General features: G+C 68.5%; 18 protein-coding genes. 8 read left to right on the top strand and 10 right to left on the bottom strand.

Features of this window, described 5'->3' with window-relative positions; all coding sequences use genetic code 11:
* Positions 1-11 precede the first annotated feature (11 nt).
* Complete coding sequence (locus tag LW840_RS03180) at positions 12-2,450, bottom strand: S41 family peptidase (protein WP_291263587.1); 2,439 nt, start codon at positions 2,448-2,450, stop codon at positions 12-14.
* A 70-nt stretch (positions 2,451-2,520) separates the two neighbouring features.
* Between LW840_RS03180 and LW840_RS03185 the strand changes: the two genes are divergently transcribed.
* The 3 genes from LW840_RS03185 to tkt all read left to right on the top strand — a co-directional run bounded on the left by LW840_RS03185 (position 2,521) and on the right by tkt (position 6,552).
* Positions 2,521-3,723 (top strand): DHHA1 domain-containing protein, encoded by a 1,203-nt coding sequence (locus LW840_RS03185; RefSeq protein ID WP_291267850.1) that lies wholly within the window; start codon positions 2,521-2,523, stop codon positions 3,721-3,723.
* Between the two features lie 25 nt (positions 3,724-3,748).
* Positions 3,749-4,297 carry a DinB family protein gene (locus tag LW840_RS03190; protein WP_291267861.1) on the top strand — a complete coding sequence of 183 codons (549 nt, stop codon included), beginning with the start codon at positions 3,749-3,751 and terminating at the stop codon, positions 4,295-4,297.
* A gap of 236 nt (positions 4,298-4,533) precedes the next feature.
* On the top strand, positions 4,534-6,552 hold the full coding sequence (tkt, locus tag LW840_RS03195; protein WP_291276393.1) for a transketolase: 2,019 nt from the start codon (positions 4,534-4,536) through the stop codon (positions 6,550-6,552).
* Positions 6,553-6,634: 82 nt separating this feature from the next.
* Here the strand turns inward: tkt and LW840_RS03200 are convergent, their stop codons facing one another.
* The 4 genes from LW840_RS03200 to LW840_RS03215 all read right to left on the bottom strand — a co-directional run bounded on the left by LW840_RS03200 (position 6,635) and on the right by LW840_RS03215 (position 14,068).
* Positions 6,635-8,236 (bottom strand): hypothetical protein, encoded by a 1,602-nt coding sequence (locus tag LW840_RS03200; RefSeq protein WP_291263590.1) that lies wholly within the window; start codon positions 8,234-8,236, stop codon positions 6,635-6,637.
* 17 nt (positions 8,237-8,253) lie between these two features.
* The gene (locus LW840_RS03205) at positions 8,254-11,412 is read right to left on the bottom strand and encodes a SusC/RagA family TonB-linked outer membrane protein (RefSeq protein ID WP_291276394.1); all 3,159 of its coding nucleotides are present in this window, start codon (positions 11,410-11,412) and stop codon (positions 8,254-8,256) included.
* A 122-nt stretch (positions 11,413-11,534) separates the two neighbouring features.
* A complete protein-coding gene (locus LW840_RS03210; RefSeq protein ID WP_291267557.1) occupies positions 11,535-13,130 on the bottom strand; it encodes an amidohydrolase family protein in 1,596 nt (531 codons plus the stop codon).
* Positions 13,127-14,068: an ornithine cyclodeaminase family protein gene (locus LW840_RS03215; RefSeq protein WP_291267558.1), complete on the bottom strand. Its 942-nt coding sequence runs from the start codon at positions 14,066-14,068 to the stop codon at positions 13,127-13,129. Before LW840_RS03215 ends, LW840_RS03210 begins: the two co-directional genes overlap by 4 nt.
* A gap of 168 nt (positions 14,069-14,236) precedes the next feature.
* Between LW840_RS03215 and LW840_RS03220 the strand changes: the two genes are divergently transcribed.
* Both LW840_RS03220 and LW840_RS03225 read left to right on the top strand, forming a co-directional pair.
* The gene (locus LW840_RS03220) at positions 14,237-15,490 is read left to right on the top strand and encodes an FAD-binding oxidoreductase (RefSeq protein WP_291267559.1); all 1,254 of its coding nucleotides are present in this window, start codon (positions 14,237-14,239) and stop codon (positions 15,488-15,490) included.
* A 65-nt stretch (positions 15,491-15,555) separates the two neighbouring features.
* Positions 15,556-15,957 (top strand): GxxExxY protein, encoded by a 402-nt coding sequence (locus LW840_RS03225; protein WP_291267560.1) that lies wholly within the window; start codon positions 15,556-15,558, stop codon positions 15,955-15,957.
* A gap of 411 nt (positions 15,958-16,368) precedes the next feature.
* On the opposite strand, the gene LW840_RS03230 is transcribed toward LW840_RS03225, so the two are convergent.
* Entirely contained in the window at positions 16,369-17,745 is a 1,377-nt protein-coding gene (locus LW840_RS03230; RefSeq protein ID WP_291266990.1) for an MFS transporter, read from the bottom strand.
* A 37-nt stretch (positions 17,746-17,782) separates the two neighbouring features.
* On the opposite strand from LW840_RS03230, the gene LW840_RS03235 reads away from it, so the two are divergent.
* Complete coding sequence (locus LW840_RS03235) at positions 17,783-18,382, top strand: rhomboid family intramembrane serine protease (protein WP_291266989.1); 600 nt, start codon at positions 17,783-17,785, stop codon at positions 18,380-18,382.
* Positions 18,383-18,403: 21 nt separating this feature from the next.
* Here the strand turns inward: LW840_RS03235 and LW840_RS03240 are convergent, their stop codons facing one another.
* A complete protein-coding gene (locus LW840_RS03240) occupies positions 18,404-19,909 on the bottom strand; it encodes an HDOD domain-containing protein (RefSeq protein ID WP_291269564.1) in 1,506 nt (501 codons plus the stop codon).
* Positions 19,910-20,035: 126 nt separating this feature from the next.
* On the opposite strand from LW840_RS03240, the gene LW840_RS03245 reads away from it, so the two are divergent.
* Positions 20,036-20,419 carry a RidA family protein gene (locus LW840_RS03245; RefSeq protein ID WP_291266987.1) on the top strand — a complete coding sequence of 128 codons (384 nt, stop codon included), beginning with the start codon at positions 20,036-20,038 and terminating at the stop codon, positions 20,417-20,419.
* Positions 20,420-20,465: 46 nt separating this feature from the next.
* Here the strand turns inward: LW840_RS03245 and LW840_RS03250 are convergent, their stop codons facing one another.
* Entirely contained in the window at positions 20,466-20,729 is a 264-nt protein-coding gene (locus LW840_RS03250) for a DUF1905 domain-containing protein (protein ID WP_291260710.1), read from the bottom strand.
* 124 nt (positions 20,730-20,853) lie between these two features.
* Positions 20,854-21,156, bottom strand: a complete 303-nt coding sequence (locus LW840_RS03255; RefSeq protein ID WP_291273124.1) for a hypothetical protein — start codon at positions 21,154-21,156, stop codon at positions 20,854-20,856.
* Between the two features lie 214 nt (positions 21,157-21,370).
* Between LW840_RS03255 and LW840_RS03260 the strand changes: the two genes are divergently transcribed.
* A complete protein-coding gene (locus LW840_RS03260) occupies positions 21,371-22,114 on the top strand; it encodes a WYL domain-containing protein (RefSeq protein ID WP_291276395.1) in 744 nt (247 codons plus the stop codon).
* A 21-nt stretch (positions 22,115-22,135) separates the two neighbouring features.
* Here LW840_RS03260 and LW840_RS03265 read toward each other — a convergent pair whose 3' ends face one another.
* Positions 22,136-23,686, bottom strand: coding sequence for an amidase family protein (locus LW840_RS03265; protein ID WP_291276396.1), 1,551 nt, complete (start codon positions 23,684-23,686; stop codon positions 22,136-22,138).
* Positions 23,687-23,816 lie beyond the last annotated feature (130 nt).

Raw genomic sequence — 23,816 nt, forward strand, 5'->3', positions numbered from 1 at the left:
ACAGGACACGATCAGCGGCGTCGCCCCGCACGGCCATCGAGCTGCGGTGCCAACCACTCCTGCGCGCGCTGCAGCACCTCGTCGGTCCCGGTGCGGTAGCTGCGCAGTGTAAGCCGGGCATCGACCACCGGGGCAATGCCCACACGCTGCCACTGCGAGCCATCGGTGCGGCGCAGTTCTGCCGCGGGCACCCCCAACACGAGCCCGCCGGGGAGCGGCACGTCCACGGCCTCGGCGGGGGATCCGGCCGTGGCACTGCCCACGAACGTGATCTCCGTCGTGGCCTCCAGGGCGAGCGCCAGGCGCTCCATGGCCCCGGCCGTCCGCTCGTCCACGAGCGCGACAAGCCGGCCACGATACTGTCCGGTGGTATCGCCACGCGACACGCGCGAACGCACTTCCCGTTCGTCGGGGCACTGGGCTGTCTGCTCGCGTAGTGACTCGGCCAGGCAGGGTACCGACTGGTACCGGTGCAGTTCACGCGCCACCACCGCCACCGGTCGCGTGCGCACCGCACGCAGCACGGCAGCGGCCACCATGCTGCTGTCGGCGAGTGTCCCGCGCAGGTCCAGCACCCACGCGCGCGCGCTGCGGTGCCGGTCGAGTTCGGCCTGCACCGTCTGTTCGGTGAGGCGATTCACATCGAGATAGGCGACGCCGCCGCTCAGCGCGATCGATGCCGGCTGCCACGGCCGTTCCACCTGGGGGAGCAGCGCCATCGTCTCGACCCGGCGCGGCACCGCAAGCTGCCGCTCACGCCCCGTGACGTCGCGCAACCGCACCAGCGACGCGCCCACGGCGCCGCGGGGCAGCAGTGTCATGAGGAGATGCTGCCGTGACCAATCGTTGGGGGCGCTCACCGCGCGGCGGCGCTCCTGCAGCCAGGCGGGTAGCGGGAAGCCGTCCACCGCCGTGAGTTCCTGCCCCACGCGAATGTCGAGGGCCCGCGCTTCCTCGGTGCTGACCACGTCGGTCACCACGGCCCGTCCATCCGCCCAGCGCACGCGAAAGGGCAAGGTGGCCACGCCGCGCACGCTGTCCACGGTCGCTCCGCGCAGCGTGACCTGCGCATCGTCGAAGGCACTCACGAACGAGAGCAGCGCCGCGGCGTACTCGGTCGCGTAGCGGGCCGACTCGAGGCGCGGTAGGGCGCGTTCGAACACGGCATCAATGTCGTCGTCGTAGAGGTCACGATGTGCATGGCGGGCGCGCATGGCACTCCACACCCGCGCGCCGGCCAGCACGCGCGACCCCATGAATGGGTAGGGGTCGCTGTCGTAATAGCCGGGCAGCGCCGCGCGCGGCCGCACGCGGGCCAACCGGGAGGCGCGCACGAAACGTCCGCTGCGCAGCATGCCGAGGGCCACGCGCAGGGCGGGCGCGCTATCGGCGGGCGCTGCAGCGCGCGACACCACGGTATCGGCCACCAGGCCGCCGCTGCCGTCGGCGTGCAGCAACTCCCCGGTGCGCAGGCGTACCACCAGCCCCGCCCCAATGGGCACACGCACGCTGGGGGCCAGCGCGTCATCGCGCACCCCCTGCTCCGCGACGAGCGTCGCCCGCCCCGTGGCGATCAACCCCAGCACGGCGCGCGGCATGACCGTGTGCTCGTTGGCGAGCACCACGACGCGGCGCGCCGCCGCATCGGCCGGGCTGATGAGCGCCCCATCACGCCCGAGCCACGAATCGTCAAACGACCACCGGCCCGCGTCGTCGCGCGCGCCACCCACCCGGCGCACTCGCAGGCCGCTCATCGTGAAGGGCACCGATGCCAGGCGCTCGGCCAGCTGCGTGCGCGCCACGAACGCCTCCACGCTGTCGGTGTGTGCGCCCGGCGCGCTCGCCCGCAGATCGAGCACCACGCGCGAGGGCACGCTGGCCAGCGCCTGCCGTACCCCCACCGCCGCGCTCTCCTCGTAGCGCCACGCCGAGGGCAGCTGCAACACGAGGATGCTGTCGCGCGTCCGCTCGGCATTCGCCACGGTGACCACCGGGCCGGGGGCTGCGGGCACGTCGGCACTGTCACGTTCCACGCGCGTCAGTGGATCGCCAAGCGACGCCAGAAAGCGGGTGTAGGCCAGCGCCAGCTGGTCGGCATCGGTGGCGCGCCGCACGAGCGTGACGGCACGGATGAACGCCGAGTCGAGCGGCGCCCCGCGCACCGCCACTGCCGGGTGATGCAGCGACGCCAGATGCCACACGTAGGCCAGACGCAGCAGCCGCGCCCCTCCTGCCGAATCGGAGGCGACAGCGGCCGGCTCGGGATCGTCTGGGGCCGGTGGCAGCGCAGCGCCTGCGGCCAGGGGATCGACGTCGCGCAGGATGGTGCCCACCGGGACCGGCGCCGGTTGCACCGGAATGCAGGCGAGCAGGCCCCCGGCGGTGGTCGCCGCCAGAACCGCAGCGACAACGGCGCGACGGGTGCCCGAAAGGTGCGGGGAACGCGTCATATTTCGCGGCATGGTGACGGCATACCGGGAAGATAGCCGTCGCAATCCCCCGTTCCGAGTGCGCCACCGCATGACTGCACCTACGGCCGACCATCACCACGTCACCACACGTCTGTATTACGACGATGCGCGGCTGGCGCGATTCAGCGCGACCGTCACCGCCGTGGCCGAGGAGGGAACGGTGGTGTACCTCGACCGCACGGCCTTCTACCCGACCTCCGGCGGACAGCCGCACGACGTGGGGACGCTGGCCGACGTGGCCGTCGTAGATGTCATCGACGAGGAAACGCGCGTTGCGCACCGCCTGGCGCAGCCCTTGGGACTCCCGCTGGGGGCCATGGTGGTGGGCCACGTGGACACGGAGCGGCGGCTGGATCACATGCAGCAGCATACCGCCCAGCATCTGTTGTCCGCGCTGTTGGCCGATGAATACGGATGGGCGACGGTGAGCGTGCACTTTGGCGATCTGGCCTCGACGGTGGATGTGGCGTGCGCCGAGGGCATCGGGGCCGCACAGCTGGCCCGCATCGAGCAGCGGGTCAATGCGCTGTTGCGCGCGCAACACGCCGTCCAGGTGAACTACGAGGAGGCAGCCACGGCTACCGGTTTGCGCAAGGCCAGTGACCGGGACGGCACGTTGCGCATCATCACCATTGCGGGCCTCGACCGCAGCGCCTGCGGCGGGACGCATCTCGCGAACACCGCCGAAATTGGCGCCATTCTGCTGCGCGGTGCCGAACGGACCCGCGGTCACACGCGCATCGAGTTCCTGGCGGGCGATCGCGTCCTGCGGCGGGCCCATGGCGATGCGGCGTTGCTGACCCGTGCGGCGCGCCCGTTGTCAGCCGCGCCAGGCGATCTTCCGGCGCTCGTCGAGCAGCAGGTGGCACGCCTGGCCGAGCTCGAGCGCGACCGCAAGCGCCTGCTGGCGGAACTGGCGGGGCACGAAGCCGAGGCGCTGTGGCAGAACAGCGCGGTCGATGCGCATGGTGTGCGGCGCGTGCGCCATCGCGTGGCCGGCGCGGTGAAGGATGCCGAGCCGCTGGTCCAGCAGCTGCTGTCGCGGGGGCCGTGCGTAGTGCTTGTTGCCAACGACGCCACCGGTGCCGTGTTGCTCGGCGCCTCGCCGGACGCGTCGCTCGACGCGGGGCAGACGCTGCGCGCCGCGCTGCAGCATGCGGGGGGGCGCGGCGGCGGGTCCCCACGACTCGCCCAGGGCGCGCTCCCCGACGCCGCCGCCCTTCCCGCCCTTGCCACGGCGCTCGGTTTCTGATTTCTCCCTTCACCTCGTGACAATCATGCCGACCGATATCTTCCGCCCCGGCGACGACGAATTCGCCCCCTACTATGCCGGGTACATCGACCAGGCCGCCCGCACCATGGCGGCGCGTGGCTTGAGCCACGTGGTGCAGCTGCTCGAGGCGCAGCGCACCGAATGTGAGACACTCCTGGGCACGGTCCCGGAGGAGCGGGCGGCGTATCGCTACGCCCCCGGCAAGTGGACGCTCGCCGAGTCGCTCGTCCACGTCATCGATACCGAGCGCGTCTTCGCCTATCGTCTGCTGCGCATTGCGCGCGGCGACAGCACGCCGCTTCCCGGGTTCGAGCAGGACGACTGGGTCCCCGCCAGCCGCGCTGGCCAGCGGACCCTCGCCAGTATCGCGCGCGAGCTGGGGGCGGTACGCACGGCCACGTTGGAGCTGGTGAAGTCCCTGGACGCGGAGGCGTTGGCGCAGCGCGGGGTGGCCAGTGGCAAGGGCGTGTCGGCGCGGGCACTCGTCTGGATGATGGCCGGGCACCTGGCGCACCACCTCACGCTGACGCGGGAACAGTACCTCGCGTCGTAGGGGGTGCGCGCGCGGGGCGCGCGCGGTTGGCAAGGTAGGGCGCAGGGGGAAGGCATCAGGGGGACGGGGGTGGATGGCTTCCCTCTTCCCCCTGACTTTCGTCCCCCTGCGTCCTGCCTTGTCAACAATGGCGCGCCACCAGCGCGCCGCACCTCCCCAAATCGGCTAGATTTCAGGGCTGTGGCGCACCGCCCGCGCCCCCCTCGCCGAACTTTCCGGAGCGATCCGTGTCCGCTGTGTCACCCCTTCTTGCTTCCGCGTCACCCGAGACGGTGCGTCTCGCGATCGACACTGTGCGCACCCTCGCCATGGACGCGGTGCAGGCCGCGGAGTCGGGGCACCCCGGCACGCCCATGGCGCTGGCGCCGCTCGCCTACGCACTGTACGCCACCCACCTGCGGCACGATCCGGCTGCGCCGGCCTGGGTCGACCGCGACCGGTTCGTGCTGTCGGTGGGCCACGCCTCGATGCTGCTGTACGGCTCGCTGCATCTCGCCGGCTATGACCTCCCGCTCGAGGAGATCCGCAACTTCCGCCAGTGGGAGAGTCTCACGCCCGGGCACCCCGAAGTGCACCACACCAAGGGCGTGGAAACGACCACCGGCCCGCTCGGGCAGGGTATTGCCAATGCCGTGGGCTTTGCGGTCGCCGAGGCGAGCCTGGCAGCCACGTTCAATCGCCCCGGCCACCAGATCGTCGACCATTACACGTACTTCATTGCCGGTGACGGCTGCCTCATGGAGGGCATCTCGCACGAAGCGGCAAGCTTTGCGGGGCATATGAAGCTCGGCAAGCTCATCGGCTTCTTCGACGACAACGGCATCACCATCGACGGCAGCACGGCGCTCACCTGCAGCGACGACGCGGCACAGCGCTTCGCGGCGTACGGGTGGCAGGTCCTGCAGGTGGACGATGTGAACGACCTCGCCGCCATCGATGCGGCCATTGCCGAGGCCAAGGCGGATACCGAGCGCCCCACGCTCATCATCACCAAGACGCACATCGGCTTCGGTTCGCCCAACCGGCAGGACTCGGCCAAGGCGCACGGCGAGCCGCTGGGCAAGGACGAGATTGCGCTCACCAAGGCCGCCTATGGGTGGCCGTCCACGGAACCGTTCTTCGTGCCCGCCGACGCGCTGGCGCACTGGCGGGAGGCCGCGGCGCAGCGCGCCGCCACCCACACCGAATGGAAGCATACGTGGCAGGCGTATGAAGCCGCGCACCCGGAGCTGGCGAGGGAATTCGAACGCCGCATGAAGGGGGAGCTGCCGCCGCAGCTGGAGCAGGCGTTCCCGGTGTTCGATGCCAAGAGCGGTGCCGTGGCCAGTCGCGCCGCGAGCGGCGCGGTGATCAACGCCATCGCCGGTGTGGTGCCCGAACTGCTGGGTGGCAGTGCCGACCTTACCGGTTCCAATCTCACCAATGTGAAGGGGGCGCAGCCGTTCAGCGCCGCGCAGCGCGACGGACGCAACTTCCATTTCGGCATCCGCGAACACGCCATGGGCGCGATCATGAATGGCATGGGGCTGCACGGCGGGGTGATTCCGTACGGCGGCACCTTCCTCGTGTTCAGCGACTACATGCGCCCCGCCATCCGCCTCGCCGCCCTCATGGGCGTGCAGGCGATCTACGTCTTCACGCACGACTCCATCGGGTTGGGCGAAGACGGGCCCACCCACCAGCCCATCGAGCACCTGGCGGCACTCCGGTGCATTCCCAACCTCCTGGTCCTGCGCCCCGCCGATGCCGACGAAGTGAGCGAGGCGTGGCGTACGGCGCTGCACCATCGGTCGGGGCCGTCGGCCATCGTGCTTACCCGCCAGAAGCTTGCGTATTTCGGGGAACCGGCGCGCGCCCGTGACGGGGTGAAGCAGGGGGCCTACATCGTGGCTGACGCGGCGGGTCACGTCCCGCATGTGGTGCTGCTGGCCAGCGGCTCGGAGGTGGACGTGGCACTCACGGCACGCGAGCAGCTGTCGGGACATGGCGTGCGCGCGCGGGTGGTGAGCTGCACCAGTCTCGAGCGCTTTGCGCAGCAGCCCGTGGAGTACCGCCATCATGTGCTCCCCACCGGCGTGCCGCGCGTGGCGGTGGAGGCCGCGCACCCCATGAGCTGGTACCGCTGGGTGGGTGACCACGGGGCCATTGTCGGCATCGAGTCGTTCGGCGCCAGCGCGCCCGCTCCGGTGCTCTTCGAGAAGTTCGGCATCAGCGCCGACCGCGTGGTGCAGGCAGCCCGCACCGTGCTCGCCTGATTCGCCGCGCGCATCCGGTCACGACGACAAACGGCCACGACGGAGCGTCGTGGCCGTTCGACCGGGTTGCGGCGCTGGCGGGTCAGCCCGGACAGCGCGCGAGCCCTGCCACCGGGCACCGCTCCGGATCGCGGGGCGGGGCACTCCCCTGTCCACCGGGTCCGCCGAAGGTGTACAGCGGCAGCTGGAGTGTCTGAAGCTCACGGCCGGGAATGGGAAGATGCACCGGCGTGTTCTCGGGAAGCGTCTGCCATCCGCGCGCATCGAGGAAGGCAATGACCCCGTTCATGCCGAGCCCCTCGATGCCCTTTTCGTAGCGGAGCGCATCCCAGAGGCTGCCACAGGCGCCGCTTTCCTTGCGCGGCACGCACCCGGGCTCGTTTGGCGGTCCCTCCACGGTGACCGGCGGTAGTTCGCCGTTGGCAATGCGCGTCTTGTTGATGAGGGGCACCGCCTCCGCCGCACGCCCGAGGCGAATGAGCGCTTCGGCCTTGAGCAGGTCCATCTCGGCCACGCTCATGGCGAGCTGCGGGCCGGTCTGCCACGTGAGGTCCACACCGCTGCGACGGAAGAAATAGTGCGACCAGCGGAAGGTGCCACGGTCGGCCGCGAAGATGTTGTTGAGGTTGTACCCCACATACTTGCCGGGCGACGCCGGCCCCGTTGTGCCCTGAATGCGACGGTCACGGGTGCGCATCTGGAACGGCAGGCGGTTGTCGTTGGGGGTGGCCACCCAATTCACCCACCCGTTGGTGGAGTCGGCCGGGCCAATGAGCCAGTAGCTGGGCCGGCCGAAGTCGGAGGGGCGCCCCGCCGTGCGTAAACGCGCCACCAGACGCTTCCAGTCGTCGAAGAACACATCGGGCTGGGCGAGCGGGGCGTAGTCGGTCTGGATGCCGGCGTCCACGCGACGGATGACTTCCGCCCAGTTCACGGCGGCCCGCTCCGCGCGGGAGCGCGGCGTGTAGACCAGAATGCGCGCCGCGTACGAGTTGGCGAGACGCACGAACTGGTCACGCGTGAGGCTCTGGTACAACCACGCATCCGCCGGGAAGGTCATGGACGGCTGTGTCTGCGCCACGGCGATCGCCGAATCGAGCTGCCGGATGGCGAACGCCGACACCTGCCGGTACTCCGTGAACTGCGGGGTCCGTACGGTGTCGAGCTTCGTGAACTCGTCGATGATCGGCGCCTTGTCGAAATAGAAGCCGATGTGCCCGTACGACACGCCCTGCATGAACTTGCCCATCGCCTTGGCGCGCGCCGTACGCACGGCGTTCTCGATCACGAGCCCGCGGTTGATCGATCCCACCACGTCGTTCACGGACGAGACGGTACGGAACAGCTGGAACCATGGTGTTTCGTTCACGAAACGCCGCACGTTCACGGGGCTGTTGTTCCACCCCTGCCGCGGCTCGGCGCTCAGCTCCAGCTGCCCGAAGTCGGCGAAGCCCGAGGTGATTTCGCGCGCCATGGTGCTGAAGGCCCACGAGGGATAGTCATCGTGTCCCGCCACCGGCCACCAGGTGCGGAATGAGGTGGCCACGAAGTTTTCGGTGGTAAGCGGCTGCGCCGTGGCGCGCTCCGCATCGGGGCGATTGGGATTGACCACATCGAGGTCCTGGCAGGACGCCGCAACGAGGAGCAATCCCACCGGCCAGACGAACTTCTTGAGTGTGTGCATGATGAGTCGTGCGCCGGTCAGAAGATGATCTCAACACTACCCGTGATCGTGCGGTAGCGAGGATAGTCGAAGCTGTCGAGGCGGTTGAGGACCGAGCCGACCTCGGGGTCGTAGCCCTTGTACCGCGTGAAGGTGAGCATGTTGCGGCCAATGAGCGACACGCTGGCCTGCTCGGCACCGAGGCGCGCCAGCGCGGAGGCAAAGGTGCGCGGCAGCCGGTACTTGAGCGACAACTCGCGCAGCTTCACGAAGCTCGCATCTTCCACGAACCAGTCCGTCGGACTGTTCGCCGCGTACAGCGCCACGTAGTAGTCCGTGGTCTTCTTGAGCTCCTGCGGCTTGCCTGCCTGGTCCACATCGGTGTGACGCCCCCACTGGTACATGCGCTGCCGCGTCTGGTTGTACGCGTCGCCGCCCACCTGGGCATCCCACAGCATGAACAGCTGCACGCCGCGCCAGCCAATCGTGTTCGACCAGCCGAGGCGGAAGTCGGGATTGCCGTCACCGATCTTCACCACGGCCGCATTGCCCACCGAGTCGAGGGCCGTGATGGGCTGCCCCCACCGATACACGCCGTTGCCGATGGTGGCACTGGTGCCCCAGAGCCGCTTCGTTTCTCCCTCGGTGAAGCTGTTGCCGGCGCCCACCCACACCAGCAGGCCCTCGTCGTTCACCTGGAACTCGTTGGCACGCGCCCCCACGCTGGCCGGCAGTTCACCGGCCCCGCGCATGAAGCGGAAGCCATACATGTTGCCGAGCGTTTCGTTGGCGCAGCGGAAGGCGATCGTCTGCGTCACGAAGCAGGGCCGGTTGAACTCGGTAATGCGGTTGCGCGAACGATCGGCCACGAACCCGGTGCGCCACGAGAAGGTGGGACGACGAATGACCTGCGCCTCGAAAGTGCCTTCCCACGTGCTGCCGGTCACGGTGCCCGCATTCTGCCACTGGTTGGCGTAGCCGAAGTAGCCGGGAAGCGGAATGAGGATGAGCTGGTCGGTGGTCTTCTGCCGCGCACGCGACAGCTGCAGCGAGTAGCGGTTCTTGATGATGGCGTCGAGGCCGAACTCCGTTTCCTTCGAGTACTCCGGGCGCAGATTGCGATTGCCCAGGTTGGCCTTCACCAGACCGCCGCCTTCCACGAAGTTGAAGGTCTCGAACTGGTCATTGAAGTCGGGGCGGCCGCCGGCGGTCCCCTGCGAGGCGCGCAGCTTGAATTCGTTGAAGAACGACTTGAAGGGGAACCACGTCTCTTCCGACAGCCGGTACGCGGCCGAACCACGGTAGTACCAGTGGACCTGCTGGTCGGGGCCGAAGAGCGAGCTGCCGTCCTGGCGCGCCAGCGCGTCCACGATGAGCTTGCCGCGCCAGTCGGCGGCACCGCTCACGAAGAACGAGTTGGTCTTGATCGTTTCGCTCGTGCTGGACACGAAGCGCACGGTGGCGTTGTTGAGGCTGTTCACCCCGGGCGCCGCGAAGATCTGGCCACTGGCCGTGACGAGATCGTTCGTCTCCCGCTCGATGAGGCCACGCACGGTGCTGCGCAGCGTCACGTCACCCACCCGCTTGAGCAGGTTGGCTGAGAGCGACGCGTTGAGGGCGTTCGTCACGCCGTTGAAGCGCGAGATTTCACCCGGACCGCCGTTGGCGAACCCTTCCGTCTTCACGCCCTGATCCAGGAAGAAGTCGGTGGCGCGATCGGAGCGGTCGTAGGAGAGATTGGCGTCGACGGTGAGCCAGGAGCGCGGCGTGTAGCGTCCCTCGAGGCTGCCCTGGAGGCGACCGCGGTTGCGATTGCGGCTTTCCGTGGACAGCACGTACAGCGGGTTCTCTTCGCGCCCCTCGAAGTCCGGCTGGAAGATGAACGGGGTCCCGTCGGGGTCGCGCTGCCGCAGGTTGACGTCGGGGGCCTGATTGATGAGGTCGAAGAAGACATCATCGTACAGGTTGAGTCGCTTCGACTTGCTGTAGTACGCGCTCACACCGAACTGCAGGTCGCTGCGCGGACGATGATCGAGGTTGAGGCGGAAGTCGTTCTGGTCGTAGCGCCCGCTGTTGAGCACCACGCCATCTTCCCGCTGATTCACGAACGCGAAGAACCAGTTGGTCTTGCCGCCGTTCTGCGCGATGTTGAGCGAATTGCGGGTGAAGTTGCCCGGATCGAAGAACTCGTCAACCTGATTGAAGTACGTCCCCAGCGCATACGGCCGATCCTGAAAGCGCTCGAAGGCGGGGCGCGGCACGCGCTGCTCACGCGGCACCCGCTGACCGGTCGCATTGGTGTAGGCGCCGGTCTCGTCGGCCAGGAAGAAGTGCTGGTTCGCCCAGTCCACCGTGCGCGCCAGCGAATTGGCCCCGTACTCGGTACGCAGCGTGAACTTCGTCGTCCCCTCGGCCAGGGTGTTGCCGCGGCGCGTGCGAATCTGAATGACGCCCGCCGACGCGCGCGATCCGTACAACGAGGCGGCCGAGGCGCCCTTCACCACCTCGATGCTTTCGATGTCCATGGACTGCAGGTCGGCGCTGGCCGCGTCGAAGGACTGCGACTGGATGACGCCGTCCACCACCACCAGCGGGGCGTTCGACTTGCTGATCGACGTGGGGCTGCGGAGCTGGATGTTGGTACCGCCACCGGCCTGCCCGGTGGGCACCACGCTTACGCCGGCGATCTTGCCCTGGATCGTTTCCAGGGCATTGGTGGCGGGCACGGGCGCATCTTCCGCCGAAACGCGACCGACCGAGAAGGGCACCCGGGTTCCGCTGGTGGGGTCCACCACGCCCGTGGTGACGACGGCCTGCAGGTTGAGCGCTGCGGCCGTCATCTTCAGGTCGTACGTGAGCGTCTGCCCGGCCACGACGGCCACCCCGGCACGCTGCACGCGGCGATAGCCGAGGCGGATGGCCTCGAGCCCGTACGAGCCGGCCGGAACCGACGCGAACAGGAAGCGCCCATCGGTGCTGGTACGCGCCTCCAGGCGGGTGGTGCCGCGGGACAGGAAGAGCTGCACGGATTGGAGCGGCTGCCCCGTCGCCGAGTCGGTGACGACTCCGCTGACGCGGCCGGCAGCGCCGCCCTGCGCCGACAGCGGCGCGACGAGGGCACCGCCAAGCAGCAGTGCCGCGAACGACAGCGTCGCGGCAATTCGGTTGACCATCTGGCCTCCAGACGTGGTGAACAAGAGCGGGAACTACCTACCCGCTACGGTTACCACACCTTTCGTGTTGACGCCGGATTTCGCCGATTGGCCGAGCCTGATGACGACTCGTCCCTGACGCCGCACTATGCCGGCACACCGACGCGTCAGCGCCGTCGGAGCGCCTTGCCGGCCATCACATTGGTGGCGGTGCCGTTGGCCACGGCGGCGCGGCCGTTCACGAACACCCAGCGCATCCCGCTCGCCAGTTTGCGCGGTTCGGTGTACGTGGCTTCTTCGCGCACCTCCGCGGGATCGAAGATCAGCACGTCGGCATAGGCCCCGGCGCGCAAGACGCCGCGATCGGTCAGGCCATAGGTGGCCGCCACCTGCCCCGACGCCGACGCGACCATGCGCTCCATGGTGATGACCGGCTTGTCGAGGACATAGCGCCGGATCTTGCGCGGATACGTGGCAAAGAGTCGCGGGTGGCCGTCGGAGCCGTCGCTGCTCGTCATCACGAACGGATCGCGCATGAAGGTTTCGATATCGGCCTCGGTCATGTTGAAGCTCGCCACGCCCATGTCGATGCCACGCAGCACCAGGTCGAGCGCGGTCTCCACGGCGGACTGTCCCGACTCGGCCGCCACCTGCTTGAGGGTCTTCCCCAGGTACGGGACTGCCTCGATGGTGCCGTCGATGAGCAGCAGTGTGGAATCGCCGCCACGACGCCGGAGATTGTCGCCCATGTCGGCCAGCAGGCGCGCCCGCAGCGGGGGATCGGCCGCACGCAGGCGCAGCGAGTCGCGGCCACCGGCCTGGGCCCACCGCGGCATGAGCGCAGCGCTGAGGCCCGTTCCGCTGGCCGTCCACGGGTACTGGTCGGCCACCACCGCACACCCCCGCGCACGGGCCTCCCGCATGATGGCCAGCACACTGTCGGCGCTGCCCCACAGATCCACGCCGAGCGCCTTGATGTGGCCGATGTTGGTGGTGAGTCCCGATTCGCAGCCAATGCGGATGGCTTCGCGGGTGGAGGCGAAGAGCCCGATGCTGTAGCTGCTTTCGTCCCGCTGATGCGTGTCGTAGACGCCACCGAAGGGCCTCGCCGCCGACACCACGTCGATGACCTCATCGGTCCGCGCATACGTTTGCGGCACGTAGAAGAGGCCGCTACCCACGCCGTAGGCCCCTTCCTGCATGGCCGTGGCGATGAGCGCGCGCATGGTGGCGCGCTGGGCCGGCGTGGCGGGCGCCGAGGAGTTGCCCATGACGCGGCTGCGCACCGTGCCGAAGCCCGTGAGCGCGTAGGTGTTGGTGCCCAGCCCGAGCGCCTCCGCCGAATCGAGGACCTGCTTCACCTCCAGCGGTCCCCGACCGTCGGCGCCCAGCACGACGGTGGTGATCCCCTGCATGAGCGATGAGAGATTGCGCCGCCGTTCGAGGCCGAGCCGCGGCAGCCCTTCATAGGCGTGCGTGTGCGGATCGATGAAGCCGGGCGTGACGATCTGCCCGCGCGCATCGATGCGCTGGCGCGCAACCGTATTGGCGGGTACCGGCCCCACGAACACGAGGCGCTCACCGCGGATCCCCAGCGCCGCCTCACGCGGTGCGGCGCCCGTGCCGTCGTACACCCGACCGCCGGTGATGAGCACGTCTACGGTGTCCTGCGCCGCCAGCGTGGTTGGTGCGGTGGCCAGGACCAACAGCAGCGGAACGAAACAGCGCCCGTGCGATCGGCGGAGCTGGGACCGCGATGTCATGAGGTTGCCGGAAAGTGGGCCGCGGTGGCCAGCTGCGCCGCGGCGAGGTCTTCAAGCGCGTGCCCCACCGACTTGAACAGCGTACGATCATGCGCGTCGCGCCGCACGATGACCTCGCCACGCAGCACGGCCCCCAGGTCGCCCACGATCTGCTCACGGGAGAGGGTGCCGTCGGCGAGCGGCTGCACGAGATCCCCTGCTTCACGCAGCGCGCTTTCGGCGTGGTCCACCACGATGCGCGCGCCGGCCACCGCCGCGGTGTCGGCCTCGCGCATGCCCGGGGTAAACCCGCCCACCAGGTCGAGGTGCGTCCCGGCCCGAAGCCACGCGCCATGCACGATCGGCTCGTGCGCCGTGGTCACGCAGCTCACGATGTCGGCGGCGGCCACTGCCGCGTCGAGCCGCGAGGCCGCGCTCACCGGGAGCCCTTCGTCGAGGAGCGTGGTGGCCAGTCGCTGCGCCGTGGTGACATCCCGCCCCCAGAGTTCGACTTGCGTGAGCGACGGCAGCAGCGCGCAATACGCCCGGACCATCCAGGGGGCGAGTCGCCCCACGCCTACCACCAGCAGGCGGGTGGGAGGGGCCGCCATAAGGGCGCGGGCCGCCAGCGCCGAGGTGGCCGCCGTGCGGCGGACGGTGAGGGCTTCGCCGTCGAGCAGCGCCCGCGGTGCACCGGTGACCCGGTCGAGCAGCAGGTACGACGCGTCCACGGTATGGCCGCCGTGATGCACCGCGGTCGGAATGACCGTGACCAGCTTCACGCCAATGGCCTGCGCATTCCACGCGGGCATGAGCAGCAGGGTGTCCGCCGGGGAGAGGGCGTGCGCGGTCCGCACCGGCGCCATGGGGGGCGCCATGAAGGCGGCGGCCAGCGCATCGGCCAGTGGCCCCCACGGCAGTGCGGCGTGGACCTGTTCAGCGGAGAGTTGAGGAAGCACTTTGTGCGCGGTTGGTGTGCAGGGCGCGGCCCGGCGGTCGCGGCGACGGCCCAAGGTACCACCCGGCGCGTCGGGTCGCAGCAGGCGCCGGGGGGCGGCGTACGGCAGCCTCACCCGTCATGGCAGGCATGGCGGCACCGCATCGACAGGCATTCACTCTGGAGTCACATGCGCAGTCAGCAGCCGTGGGAAACACGCGAGTGGCAGCGTCCCTTGCACGTGGTCATCGTGGGTGGCGGTGTCATGGGCGCCGCCACCGCGTGGTTTCTGGCTCACGAGCATGGCGTGCAGGTCACGGTCATCGAACGGGACCTGGCGTATACGCGCGCGTCGAGTGCGCTCAGCGTGTGTGCCATCCGGCAGCAGTTCTCCACCGCCATCAATATCCGCATCTCGCAGGACAGCCTGGCGTTCTATCGCGCCATCGGCCATGAGCTGGCCGTGGGCGATGAGGTGCCCAACATCGGCCTCGTCGAGCCGGGCTATCTGTATCTGGCCGCCACCGAGGGGGGGGCCGAGGTGCTGCGGGGGCAGCATGCGCTGCAGCAGCAGCACGACGTGAGCACGGCGCTGTTGGCGCCGGCGGCGCTCACCACGCACTTCCCGTGGCTGCAGGCGGACGATCTGGTACTGGGGTCGCTCGGTCTTTCCACCGCCACGAGCGGCGAGGGGTGGTTCGACGGCTATGCGGCGCTGCAGGCGTTCCGTATGGCCGCGGTCGGTGCCGGCGTGACGTTCCTCGAAGACGAGGCCGTCGATTTCGTGGTGGAGGCGCACGACGGGCCGGCCACGGTGCGCGCCGTGCACACGGCGGGAGGACGGTCCATCGCCGGCGACGCCATCGTGATTGCGGCCGGCGCGTGGTCGGCGCGGGTGGCCGACCAGCTCGGCGTGGCCCTGCCGGTCCATGCCCGCAAGCGCGACGTATTCGCCTTTGAGGCCGACGTGGAGCTGCGCGAGGCGAACGGAGGACTGGCGCCGCTGGTGATCGACCCGAGCGGCGTCTGGTTCCGGCCGGAGCTGCAGGCCGGTCGTTTCCTGTGCGGTGCGCCCCCGCGTGATGGCGACCCGGACGATGTGCCGCTCGATCAGGTCGATCGCGGGCTCTTCGACGAGTTCATCTGGCCCGTGCTGGCTGCACGCGTTCCGGCCTTCGATGCGCTGCGCGTGACGAGCTGCTGGGCGGGGTACTACGAAATGAACAGTTTCGACCACAATGGCCTGGTGGGGGAGCTCGAACCCTACCGCAACGCCTACACGGCCTGCGGCTTTTCGGGGCACGGGCTGCAGCAGGCGCCCGCAGTGGGTCGCGGCCTCGCCGAGCTCATTGCCACGGGCCGCTATCTCACGCTCGATCTGTCGCCGCTGCGTGTTTCACGCATCGCGGAAGGGCGGCCGCTGCTGGAGAAGAACGTGATCTGACCGTACGCCGGCACCTGGTAACGCACGCGATGACGCGCGACTGATGCCACGCGTCAGTGTATGGCATGCGCCCCATCGATCACCTCACCGGTGACATTATCGAGTCGGCCATCGAGATCCATCGTGCGCTGGGGCCCGGGCTGCTCGAGTCGGCGTATGAGGAACTACTGGCCGGTGAACTGCATCGTCGCGGATTTGCGCTTCGACGTCAGGCCATGATCCCGTTCTCGTGGAAGGACCAGCGCGTCCAGTTCGGTTTTCGTGTGGATCTGCTCGTGAACGAGCGGGTGCTTGTGGAAATCAAGGCCACGGATCGTCCCAATCCGGTCTTTGCTCGGCAAGTGCTTACGTACCTGCGTCTCATGCAGTTGCCGGTCGGCCTGCTCATCAACTTCGGCACCTACCGTCTCGTTGATGGGATCCAGCGCGTCACCAATCACGATGCTCCCTACGTCGACCCCCCCTGACGTCGTCTGGCCAACCCGGCATAAAGGGCGAACTGACTGTTGGAGAATCGGAGAAAAGGAGGGTCCGGTGCGAAGGCTCGATGCCCCGCCGACGCCGCGTGGCTCCCCGTTGCTCCGTTTCTCCGATTCTCTGCATGTCAGTTCCGTTCACCCGGCTCACAGGGGGGAACTGACTGTTGGAGAAGCGGAGAAAAGGAGGGTCCGGTACGAAGGCTCGATGCCCCACCGGCGCCGCGTGGCTCCCCGTTTCTCCGTTTCTCCGATTCTCTGCATGTCAGTTCCGTTCAGCCGGCTTACAGGGGGGAACTGACTGTTGGAGAAGCGGAGAAAAGGAGGGTCCGGTGCGAAAGCTCGATGCCCCGCCGGCGCCGCGTGGCTCCCAACTTCTCTGTTTCTCCGGTTCGCTGCATGTCAGTTCGGCGTCACCGCGCTCGTGTGCGGGCGCATGATGGTCGCGATCACCACGGCGCCGGTGAGCCCCAGCAGGGCGAGCGCGACGAACGCGACCGCCGAGCTGCCCGTGGCCACCCGCACACGACCGATGAGGTCTGGCCCGAAATGGCCGCCGAGGTTGCCGATGCTGTTGATCCACGCGATGCCCGCGGCGGCGGCACTGCCGCGAAGAAACGAGGTCGGGATGGACCAGAAGGTGCTCATGCTCGAGAGCACGCCCGCCGCCACCAGCGATAGCGCCACGAGTGAGGCCACCACGTGCGTACCGACCACGGCGAGCAGCGCCAACCCGGCGGTGGTGCAGAGCAGCGCCGCCGTGACATGCCAGCGGCGCTCACCAGTACGATCGGAGTGTTGCCCCCACCAGAGCATCGACGCCCCGGCAATGCCCCACGGGATCATCGACAGCAGGCCCACCTGCAGGTAGGCCGTGCGGTCGAGGCCGAGCTCCTGAATGATGGTCGGCATCCAGAAGTTCACACCGTACAACGCCACCGCCAGCGTGAAGTACACGAATGCCAACGCCCACACGCGGCCGCTGCCGAAGGCGGCACGCAAGCCACCGTGCCCAGCGCGCACGCCCGATGCAGTCGCGGACGCGGCATCGTCTGCCGCCAGGCGGGCCAGTACCAGCGTACGCTCGGCCTCACCGAGCCACCGGGCCTGCGCCGGTCCGTCGGGAAGGAACAGCAGCACCGCGATCCCCATCACGAGACTCGGCGCACTCTCCAGCACGAACAGCCACCGCCAGCCGGCCCAGCCGTTCACCCCCTCGAAGGCGTCCATGATGAACCCCGAGAGTGGCGCCCCCAGCACATTGGCCACCGCGACGGCCGTCATGAACTTCGCGTACGCGCGACCGCGACGATCCGCCGGGAACCAGTAGGTGAGGTAGAGCACGATACCGGGGAAGAACCCCGCCTCCGCCATGCCCAGCAATAGCCGCAGCGTGTAGAAACCGAAGACATCGGGCGTGACCCCGAAGAGGGCCGGCAGCGGCCCCCAGGGAATGCCATCGACGAACGCAAAGGAAGCGGACACGAGCGCCCACGTAATCATGATGCGGGCAATCCAGCGACGTGCACCAACGCGCATCAGCAGCAGGTTGCTGGGCACCTCGAACAGGAAGTAGCCCAGGAAGAAGATGCCAGCACCGAATCCGTAGACGGCATCGCTCCATCCCAACTCACCGACCATCTGCAGCTTGGCGAACCCCACATTCACCCGGTCGAGGTACGCCACGATGTAGCAGGTGAACAGCAGGGGCAGCAGCCGCCAGCCGATGCGGCGAAACGTGGCCGCTTCATCTGGCGTAGGGCGCGCAGGACTCGTCATGCCGCGAACTTACCGCCCCGCATTACACTTCGTGCACATGCCCCGCCGATCGCGTACCTCCCTTACCGACTCGGCCGCGCGCACGACGCGGCAGGTCACCCGCTCTCTCCGTACCCAGGCCGTTACCCTGGGCACGATGCTGGGGGCATTCTGGCTGACCTTCGCGGTCAACTTTCTGCTCGGGGGCGCGCTCACCGGCTTCGGCATCGTCCCGCGCACGACCGATGGGCTGCTCGGCATCCTCTTCGCCCCGTTTCTGCACGGCACCCTCAATCACCTCATCGCCAATACCGTACCCTTTGCGGCGCTCGGGTGGATGGTGATGTGGCGCGACGCGCGACACTTCCTGCCCGTTACGGCGTTCGCCATGCTCGGCGCCGGCCTGATGGCCTGGACGCTGGGGGCACCCGGGTCGGTCCACATTGGTGCCAGCGGCGTGGTGTTCGGCTACCTGGGCTTCCTGCTGCTGGCCGGCGTGTACACGCGCAGCGTCTCGAGCCTCGTGCTCAGCCTTGTCACGGCGGGCCTCTGGGGCGGCCTCGTGCTCGGCATTGCCCCGAGCCAGCCCGGGATCAGCTGGCAGGCCCACCTCGGGGGCTTCCTCGGTGGCATCGTCGCCGCGCGGCGCTACCGGTAGCCGCCGGCCCGCGCCGCCGGTTCACCCGTTGCGGCGACGCCCAATAGCGTCGACCACCAGCTCGGCGATCAACGCGGTAAAGCGGATGGTTGCGCGATCGGGGCTGGCGGCATCCCCCAGCCGGTCGCAGTACAGGCAACCCACCACCTTGCCCCTTACCACGAGCGGAAACACCCCGAACTGCGCGACGTTGAGCTGCTGGGCCCAGCGCAGCTCCGCGTGGTTGAGGCTGCGGTCGGCAGGGAGATAGGTGGCCTGCCGCTGCTGCGTGAGCGCCACGACCGGGCCGCCACGCACGGACACCGGGAACTGGAATCGCTCAATCAGCGCATCCACCCCGTCCCCGAGACCGGTTCGTGCCACGAGCTGCTGGCGATCAGTCGTCAGAAAGCACGCCAGCACGCGGTCGTACGGGCCACCGCGCATGATCGCCTCGAGCGCCTGCAGCAGCACCGCACCGATCGAGGTGCCCGCGGCGGGGTCCACATGCTCCTCCAGTTCCGCGCGCAGGCGGGCGCGCAGCGTGAGCTCACGGGCGACCGTGTCCTTGACGTCGTTTTCGGGCTCCGGCGTGGCGACCTTTGCTCCGAGCCCTGAGCGAGCGGCGGTGACCAGCTGCTTGAAGCGGAGCCGATCACCCGCATCCGAGGAGCACTGGAGCAGCTCGCGCGTTTCCTCGAGCGTCTCGGCCACGATGCCGGTGACGTCCTCGCGGCTGAGCTTCAGGCGGCTTCCGTGCTGGACTATCACGTGTTCCACGGCGACGGCGATCTGCGACGAGGTCGCGCCGGTCCGATAGAGCGCCTGCGTGAGGTCATGGCTGAAGGCCGCAATGGCCGCCGCAGGCGACGTGGCGGCGATGGTATGGGCGCGGATGCCCTGCACCACGGAGTCGGGCAGTCCCCATTGCCGGGACAGCTCCGCCCCCAGATCGGCATACGCGAACCCCAGCACCATCTCGGTGGCCGTCGACTCGGATTTCCCCTGTTCCTGCATGAGGGTGCGAATGAGGCCGTGATCCTCGGGGAAGTGGGCGGCAATGAGCACCTCACCGAGGTTGTGGAACATGCCGCCGAGATGCGCCTCTTCCGGTTCCGGCAGCTGAAGGTGCAAGGCCGTCGCCCGTGCATGATTGGCCGTGAGCAGCGACATGAGCATGAGCTCCTTGAGCTGCGGACTCTTCCGGGAGTAGTTCTCGAAGAGCAACAGGCTGCTGGCCAGCTGCCGCACGGTGCGCGCCCCCAGCAGCAGCATCGCGTGCGTCACCCCCTGAATGGGACGCGCGCCCCGCCGGTAATGCACGCTGTTGGCCGTCCTCACCACACTGAGCGTCAGGCTGTACTCGCGCAGCACCACGTTGGTGAGCCGCTGCAGCGAGTGGGCGTCATCGTCCAGAGACGAGAACATGTCGATGATCTGCTTCGACAGCGCCGGAAACTCCACCCCCTCGTGGATACGCGCCAAGCGCGCCCGGATGGGACAGATGTCGGCCATGGGGGCCGCAGGACGGAGTTCGGTGAGCACCATACCAGTATTATCGGCAGCGGGGACGGAGAACTTCGCTGATCGGGGGGCGGACGTGCACATTTCCGGTGGCGGCGGGCGGGTGCCCGCTGCCGACCCCCAGCATGTCCGACCCCAGCCGCCCCGCCCATGCCGCGTACCGCCACCCACGCCGACCACGCCCCGAAGGCCATCGGCCCCTACTCGCAGGCCATCTGGGCCGGTGATCTCCTCTATTGCTCGGGACAGACGCCCATCGATCCCGCCGTGGGTACGCTCATTGAGGGCGATGTGGAGGCGCAGACGCATCGGTGCTTCGACAACCTCCAGGCCGTGGTCGAGTCGGCGGGGCTCACCATGGACGACGTGATCAAGTGCAACGTGTACCTGGTGGACATGGCCGACTTTCCGCACATGAACCAGGCCTACGGTACGCGCTTCTCCCAGCCGTACCCGGCGCGCACGACCGTGGCCGTTGCCGGGCTCCCGCTGGGAGCGCGCGTGGAGATCGAACTGGTCGCGCGGCGATCGTAAGCGGAGCGGGACGAGAGCCCGCTGCGCTGCGGCGGGCTTTCGGATTTCACAGCGTAAACGTCATCCGCACGCTCACCACGTCCCCCTCGACGGCCGTCTGCCGGACGTGCTTCGGCACCGGCAGCAGCGTACGTCCGGACTTCTCGTGCCACGTGCTCGTGTTCCACGAGCGGCCGTTCACCTCGGCGCGCACCGGTGTGCGCCCCCACCCGAACTGTGGTGGCGGAGCGAGATCGGCCGGCACGGTGACGAAGTGCCAACCACCCTTGCCGGGAGAGCGGCAAAGGAGCGCGTCGAAGGTGACGGTCATGGCAACGGACGGGGTTGATGGCGTACCGGGTGTATCGCTCTTCAGCCGGACGACCCACGGCATGGCCCCTCGCATGGCCGGGACGGAGCCCCGACCCGCGAGGACCGTTCTCAGTGCATTGTGGTCATGGGGTCTCCACCAACCGCTGCTCGTAGTGACCGATGGCAATGGAGCCGGTGTCGAGCGCGCCCATAATGGTGGCCAGTGAGGGCTCCGTCTGGCTGCGCTCCATCGCGGCGTGCGCAGAGGCGAGGTCGGTCCATGTCACCAGGTCGACCCACCGGTCCGCCTGGGCATCGTAGAACGCCGAGCGACCAACAAAGCCGGGCTGGGTCTTCACCCACCGACCCATCGCCTCGATGCGCTGTTGTTGCTCTGTCACCGGGCGTGTGTCCAAGAACCGGTAGCTGACGATTTCGTAGACCATGTGGCGCTCCTGTCGGGGATCAAGGCCGCGTCGACGCGCGACTGACGGCGCTGTGGGGGGAAATGGTGCCGCGGCGGCGGCAACAGCGGCTGCGGTCTGCCGAGTACCTTCAGCCGGCGTCATGGCGGACGACTCGTGCTTCATGGCAACGCCGTGGGTTGAAGGATGCAGACAGGATCGCGCATACCCTGTCAATTTGTGTCATATTTCTTCGATGACGGTATCACGGCGACTTCCGCGCACGGATCGGCTCGAACTGCTGGCGCGCACGCTCGGCGATCGGCCCGGCATTTCGGCTGCAACTCTGGCCGAGGAGTTCGGCCTCAGCGAGCGGACCGTGTTCCGGGATCTGGAGTCGCTGCGGGACCGCGGATACCCAATCGAGGGGGAGCGGGGTCGCGGCGGCGGGCTTCGTCTGCACCCCAATTGGGGGCTCGGTCGGGTTCTGCTTTCGCGCGAGGAAGGACTGGCCGCACTCCTGTCGCTGGCGCTGGCCGAGCAACTGGGGTTCCCGCTCCTGGGTGATGGCCTCCGCCAGGCCAGGCGCCGTCTGCTCGACGCGTTTCCCGCCGGGGAGCGGCGCCGCATGCGACCGCTGCGGGAACGCATTGTCATTGGCCCCCCGGCGTCACCGAGCGTGGCGGCGAGTTATGCGAGTCCCAGCGGTACGGCACTCCGTACGCTCCAGCAGGCCTTCCTGGCCGAGCAGGTCGTAACCGCCGACTACACGGCCGAGAACGGTCGCACACTGCGCCGCACCTTCGAACCGCACGTGCTCGCGATCAACTGGCCGGTGTGGTATCTGCTGGTGCACGATGGTCTCCGTAACGCGCCCCGGACGTTCCGCATCGACCGCCTTGCCAACATCGTCGCCGGGCGCGCGCACTTTCGCGCGCATCCGGCTCCCTTGGTCCAGGCCCTGCTCAGGGACAGCGGCCACTCCTTTCGGGCCCTCTAGTCGATGGGCGGCCGTACCCCATCAAAACTGCGGCGCGCGCCAGTGCTTCGTGACCTGCTCGTAGTCGTACACGTACCCGATGAGCTTGAAGTCGTCGTAGGCGCGACCGAAAAACTGCAGCCCCGCCGGCAACCGGTTGTCACGCGTGTACCCCATGGGCACCGTGATCGCCGGGAAGCCGGTGGTGGGTGAGAACAGCTGACTGTTGTCCCCATGGGGCGTATTGAGATCGCCGATGCGCCGCGGCGGATTGCTCCAGGTGGGGTAGATCATCGCGTCGAGCGACAGGGAGTCCATGAGGCGGGTCACCGCCGTGCGCACATCGGCACGCACCCGCTCGCGACTGACACAGCCGGGGGTGGTCTCCGGCACGTCGGTGCTGGCGGCGGCCTCCCGCAAGCGCAGCTCCACCGATGGATGGTAGCGACGACTGCGCAGAATGTCGTCGACCGAACGGATCGGGGCGTTGGGCGCGCGCGCAGCGAGGTAGCGCTCGAGATCGCTCCGGAAGCGATTGCAGCCACCCTGCTGGCGGCGCTGCATGGCGTCGAGGGAATCGACACGCACCGAATCAATGACCGTGGCGCCGGCGCGACGCAGGTCGGCCACCGCGCGCTCGAAGAGCACACGCACCTCCGCGTCGAGCGTGGGGCGATCGTACGCCTGGCGCAGAATGGCGAGGCGCGCCCCCTTGAGCGCCCCCGGCGTGAGTGCATCCGCGTAGCGCGGGGCGCGACGTGTGTCGGCCGGAGCCGTCACGGCATCATCGGGATCGCTGTGCGCAATCACGTCGAACACCGCGACTGCATCCGCCACACGACGGGCCATCGGACCGGCAATGTCCGCCGACGCGTTGAGTGGAATCACGCCAGCGCGTGAGGTGAGCCCCATGGTGCTGCGAATGCCCACGAGCGCCTGATGCGCCGAGGGGCCGCGAATGGAGTTGCCCGTATCCGTGCCCAGGCCGAGCGTCCCGAAGCCGGCGGCCACCGCCGCGGCCGTGCCGCCGCTCGAACCGGCGGTCACCCGATCGAGCGCGTACGGATTCTTCGTGTAGCCCGGCAGAATCGAACTCACGGTCTCGTAGGGCGTGAAGGCCCATTCGGCGAGATTGCTCTTCGCCAGCACGATCGCGCCCGCGGTCTTCACCTGGCGCACCATGGTGGCGTCACGCAGCGGCTTCCACCCCTCGAGTGCGAGTGAGCCGCCGGTGGTCTGCATCCCCGCCGTTTCGAAGTTGTCCTTCACGATGAGCGGGATACAGTGGAGCGGCCCGACCGGCCCCGCGGCGGCGAATCGGCGATCGAGCGAATCGGCAATCGTCAGCGCATCGGGGTTGAGCAGCACCAGACTGTTGATGGCGGGTCCGCGCTGGTCGAGCGCCTCGATGCGCGCGAGATAGCCTTGCACGAGGGCGCGGCAGGTCAGCCGTCTGGCCTTGAAGGCGCCGTGAATGGTCGCGATCGACGCGGTGTCCACGGGAAAACGCCGCGGTGCCGGTTGGGCCGCCGCGGCTGGTGCCACTGCCGCCACAGCGGCAAGAAGCCCCCCGGTGAGCAGAAGTCTGGTCATCCGCGAAGTATGCAGCCGAGTACGCACTCCCCACTATTGCGACCGGTGCCCCGTCGCGGTACGATACCTCGCACGTTGTTTTCCGACCGTCCGGGATCCGCCGATGATTGTGCTCGCCATTCCTGCCACC

This window comes from Gemmatimonas sp., assembly GCF_021298855.1.
Classification (GTDB): domain Bacteria; phylum Gemmatimonadota; class Gemmatimonadetes; order Gemmatimonadales; family Gemmatimonadaceae; genus Gemmatimonas.

Coding starts and splice junctions, on each gene's coding strand:
- LW840_RS03220 (WP_291267559.1), top strand. CDS start 14,237: ATGCGCAGTCAGCAGCCGTGGGAAACACGCGAGTGGCAGCGTCCCTTG.
- LW840_RS03245 (WP_291266987.1), top strand. CDS start 20,036: ATGCCGCGTACCGCCACCCACGCCGACCACGCCCCGAAGGCCATCGGC.
- LW840_RS03260 (WP_291276395.1), top strand. CDS start 21,371: ATGACGGTATCACGGCGACTTCCGCGCACGGATCGGCTCGAACTGCTG.
- LW840_RS03180 (WP_291263587.1), bottom strand. CDS start 2,450: ATGACGCGTTCCCCGCACCTTTCGGGCACCCGTCGCGCCGTTGTCGCT.
- LW840_RS03185 (WP_291267850.1), top strand. CDS start 2,521: ATGACTGCACCTACGGCCGACCATCACCACGTCACCACACGTCTGTAT.
- LW840_RS03255 (WP_291273124.1), bottom strand. CDS start 21,156: ATGGTCTACGAAATCGTCAGCTACCGGTTCTTGGACACACGCCCGGTG.
- LW840_RS03265 (WP_291276396.1), bottom strand. CDS start 23,686: ATGACCAGACTTCTGCTCACCGGGGGGCTTCTTGCCGCTGTGGCGGCA.
- LW840_RS03190 (WP_291267861.1), top strand. CDS start 3,749: ATGCCGACCGATATCTTCCGCCCCGGCGACGACGAATTCGCCCCCTAC.
- LW840_RS03250 (WP_291260710.1), bottom strand. CDS start 20,729: ATGACCGTCACCTTCGACGCGCTCCTTTGCCGCTCTCCCGGCAAGGGT.
- LW840_RS03240 (WP_291269564.1), bottom strand. CDS start 19,909: ATGGTGCTCACCGAACTCCGTCCTGCGGCCCCCATGGCCGACATCTGT.
- LW840_RS03210 (WP_291267557.1), bottom strand. CDS start 13,130: ATGACATCGCGGTCCCAGCTCCGCCGATCGCACGGGCGCTGTTTCGTT.
- LW840_RS03200 (WP_291263590.1), bottom strand. CDS start 8,236: ATGCACACACTCAAGAAGTTCGTCTGGCCGGTGGGATTGCTCCTCGTT.
- LW840_RS03225 (WP_291267560.1), top strand. CDS start 15,556: ATGCGCCCCATCGATCACCTCACCGGTGACATTATCGAGTCGGCCATC.
- LW840_RS03235 (WP_291266989.1), top strand. CDS start 17,783: ATGCCCCGCCGATCGCGTACCTCCCTTACCGACTCGGCCGCGCGCACG.
- LW840_RS03230 (WP_291266990.1), bottom strand. CDS start 17,745: ATGACGAGTCCTGCGCGCCCTACGCCAGATGAAGCGGCCACGTTTCGC.